The organism is Falsiroseomonas oryzae, assembly GCF_027856955.1.
GTDB lineage: Bacteria > Pseudomonadota > Alphaproteobacteria > Acetobacterales > Acetobacteraceae > Falsiroseomonas > Falsiroseomonas oryzae.
In genome coordinates, this window is the sequence record NZ_JAPSMD010000554.1 from 1 (window position 1) to 2,980 (window position 2,980).

General features: G+C 72.7%; 2 protein-coding genes. Both read left to right on the forward strand.

Annotated features, from left to right (window positions below; all coding sequences use genetic code 11):
• Window positions 1-1,237, forward strand: a 1,237-nt coding sequence (locus OZN99_RS28730) for an asparagine synthase-related protein (RefSeq protein WP_270938641.1), incomplete at its 5' end; no start/stop codon positions are given.
• Between the two features lie 41 nt (window positions 1,238-1,278).
• A complete protein-coding gene (locus tag OZN99_RS28735; protein WP_270938642.1) occupies window positions 1,279-2,823 on the forward strand; it encodes an oligosaccharide flippase family protein in 1,545 nt (514 codons plus the stop codon).
• Window positions 2,824-2,980: the final 157 nt, after the last annotated feature.

The following is a 2,980-nucleotide window of genomic DNA, read 5'->3' on the forward strand; positions in this document are numbered from 1 at the left end:
GCCGGCCGGCGCCGCCGAGGAACTGGCGCGGCGGCTGGATGCCGCGGTGCGGGCGCAGCTCATGTCCGACGTGCCGCTCGGCGCCTTCCTGTCGGGCGGGGTCGATTCCAGCGCCGTCGTCGCCTGCGCCGCGCGCGCCGTGCAGGAGGCCGGCACCGGCCCGCTGGCCACCTTCACCATCGGCTTCGAGGGGCCGGCGGACGAGCGCCCCGCCGCCGCAGCCCTCGCCGCCCGTCTCGGCGTGGCCAGCCATGCGGAACTCGCCCGCATGGACTACGTGGCCGCGGCGCGCGAACAGGCCCGCATCTTCGGCGAGCCCTTCGGCGACCATTCCGCCGTGCCGACGCTCGCTGTCTGCAAGCTGGCGCGGCAGCACGTGACCGTCGCGCTGTCCGGTGACGGCGGCGACGAGGTCTTCGCGGGGTATCGCCGCTACCGCTTCCACGCCATGGCGGAGGCCGCGCGCCGCCTGCTGCCCGCGCCGGTGCGCAAGCGTGTCGTCGGCGGGCTGGCGGCCATCTACCCGAAGCTGGACCGCGCGCCACGCTGGCTGCGCGCCAAGACCACGCTGACGGAGATCAGCCTGGACAGCGCGCTGGGCTACTACCGCACCGTCTGCAAGCTGCACGACGACCGCCGCCGCGGCCTTTACGCCGCGGGGCTTCGCGCCGCGCTGGACGGCCACGACCCGGCGGCGCGATTCGTCGCGCTGATGGCGGAATGCGACCCGGATGACGGGCTGCTGCAGGCGCAATACGCCGACCTGCACACCTACCTGCCGGGCGACATCCTCGTGAAGACGGACCGCACCGCCATGGCCGTCTCGCTGGAATTGCGGCCGCCCATCCTGGATCACGACCTGGTCGCCTGGGGCATGGCGCTGCCGGCGCCGCTGAAGCTGAAGAACGGCACGGGCAAGCACATCCTGCGCCAGGCCATGGCGCCTCTGCTGCCGCACGACCTGCTGTGGGGCACGAAGCGCGGCTTCGCCGACAGCATCGCCGGCCAGTTCCGCGCCCAGGCCGCCACCGTGCGTGCGCGGCTGACCGGCGAGGTCATGGGCGACAGCGGCCTGTTCGACACCGCCGCGCTGGGACGCCTGGCCGACGAGCACGCCTCCGGCCGCTTCGACCACGCCCAGGCGATCTGGCAGCTGCTGGTGCTGGAAGGCTTCCTGGCCGCCCAGGATTCGCCTGCCGCCGCGCCGGAACGCGCCCCGGTGCCGGCCGGCGCCTGAGGCGGCAGCGCGACGGCCACGGCACGACAGGACGACACGGCTTGGCCGAGACTGCCCCGCAATCCGGCATCCTGACGCGCACCGCCATGGGCGCAGGCTGGATGTTCGCCTGGCGCATGGCCGCGCGGCTGCTCGGCTTGGCCAGCACGCTGATCATGGTCCGGCTGCTGTCGCCGGAAGACTTCGGCCTGTTCAGCCTCGCCTTCGCCATCATCGCCACGCTGGACAACGTGCTGGCCGTGGGCGTGGAGGCGCAGGTCGTCCGCGCGCACAAGACCGACCGCGAGCTCTACGACAACGTCTTCACGATCGCCGTCATCCGCGGCGTCGCGCTGTCGCTCGCCATGCTCGCCACCGCCGCCCCGCTCGCCGCCTTCTTCGAGGAGCCGCGGCTCGAGGCGGTGATCCAGGTGCTGTCGCTGATGCCGCTGCTGGCAGGCTTCACCAATGTCGGCGCCATGGAGTTCCAGCGGAACCTGGAATTCAACCGCGTCTTCGTCATGCACCTGGTGCCGCGCCTGCTGCACGTGCCCATCACGCTGGTGCTGGCCGCGATCATCCAGAGCTACTGGGCGCTGATCATCGGCGCCGTGCTCGCCCGCATCTTCGGCGTCGGCATCACCTATGTGATGCATCCCTTCCGCCCGCGCCTGTCGCTCTCGCTGTGGCGGTCGCTGATCGGCCTCTCCTTCTGGAGCTGGATCATCGCGGTGGGCCTCGCGCTGCGCGACCGCACGGCGACCTTCGCCATGGGCCGCATGCTCGGCACGCGGGAGCTCGGCATCTACACCGTCAGCTACGAGATCGCGGCGCTGCCCGCCTCCGAACTCGCCAACCCGATCCAGCAGGCCGCCTTCCCCGGCATGGCGGCCTCGCTGCGCAGCCCCGACCGGGACCGCATCACCGACGCCTTCCTGCGCATCTTCAGCCTTACCATGCTGGTCTGCCTGCCCATCTCCATTGGCCTGTCGCTGATGGCCGGGCCGGTGGTGAGCCTGCTGCTCGGCCAGGGCTGGCTCGAGGCCTATGCGCTGATCGCCATCCTGGCGATCGGCAAGGCCGCGATGCCCTTCGGCATGATCGGCCAGTCGCTGCTGGACGCGCAGACCCGGCTGCGGGAGATCGCCGCCTACATCTACATCGGCATGCTGTTCCGCTTCGTGGCGGTGGGGCTGCTGGTGGCCGGCTTCGGGCTGCATGTCTTCGCCGTCGGCATGGCCGGCGCGATGATCGGCGAGGCTGTGGTGATGACGCTGTGGTGTCTGTATCGCCTGCGGCTCCGGCCGGGGCGCCTGGCGCGCGTCACCTGGCGGCCGCTGGTCGCCGTCTGCGCCATGGCGCTGGTGCTGTGGTCGCTCGGTCTCGGCTGGGCCGGCGTGCCGCCCAGCCCGCTCGCCGGCATCGTGGAGGCGCTGAAGGCGGTGCCGGTCGGCGCCGCCGTCTATCTCGCCACCCTCGGCCTGTGCTGGTGGCTGTCCGGCCGCCCGGCCGGCGCGGAGACCGACATGCTGGCCTTCGCCCGCATGATGGCCGCGCGCCTGGCCCGCGCCCTGCCCTTCACCGCGCGCTACCTCGCGCCGCGCTGAACGGCGCGGGTCAGTACAGCACCGAGGGCACCCAGCAGCGCGCCGGCACGCGCCAGCTGCCGCGCGCCATCAGCGTCAGCGGCTGCACGGCGCGCATCCCCGCCGCCAGGCACCAGCGCAGCAGCCCGGCCTGGCGGCTGGGCAGCAGCAGCGCGAC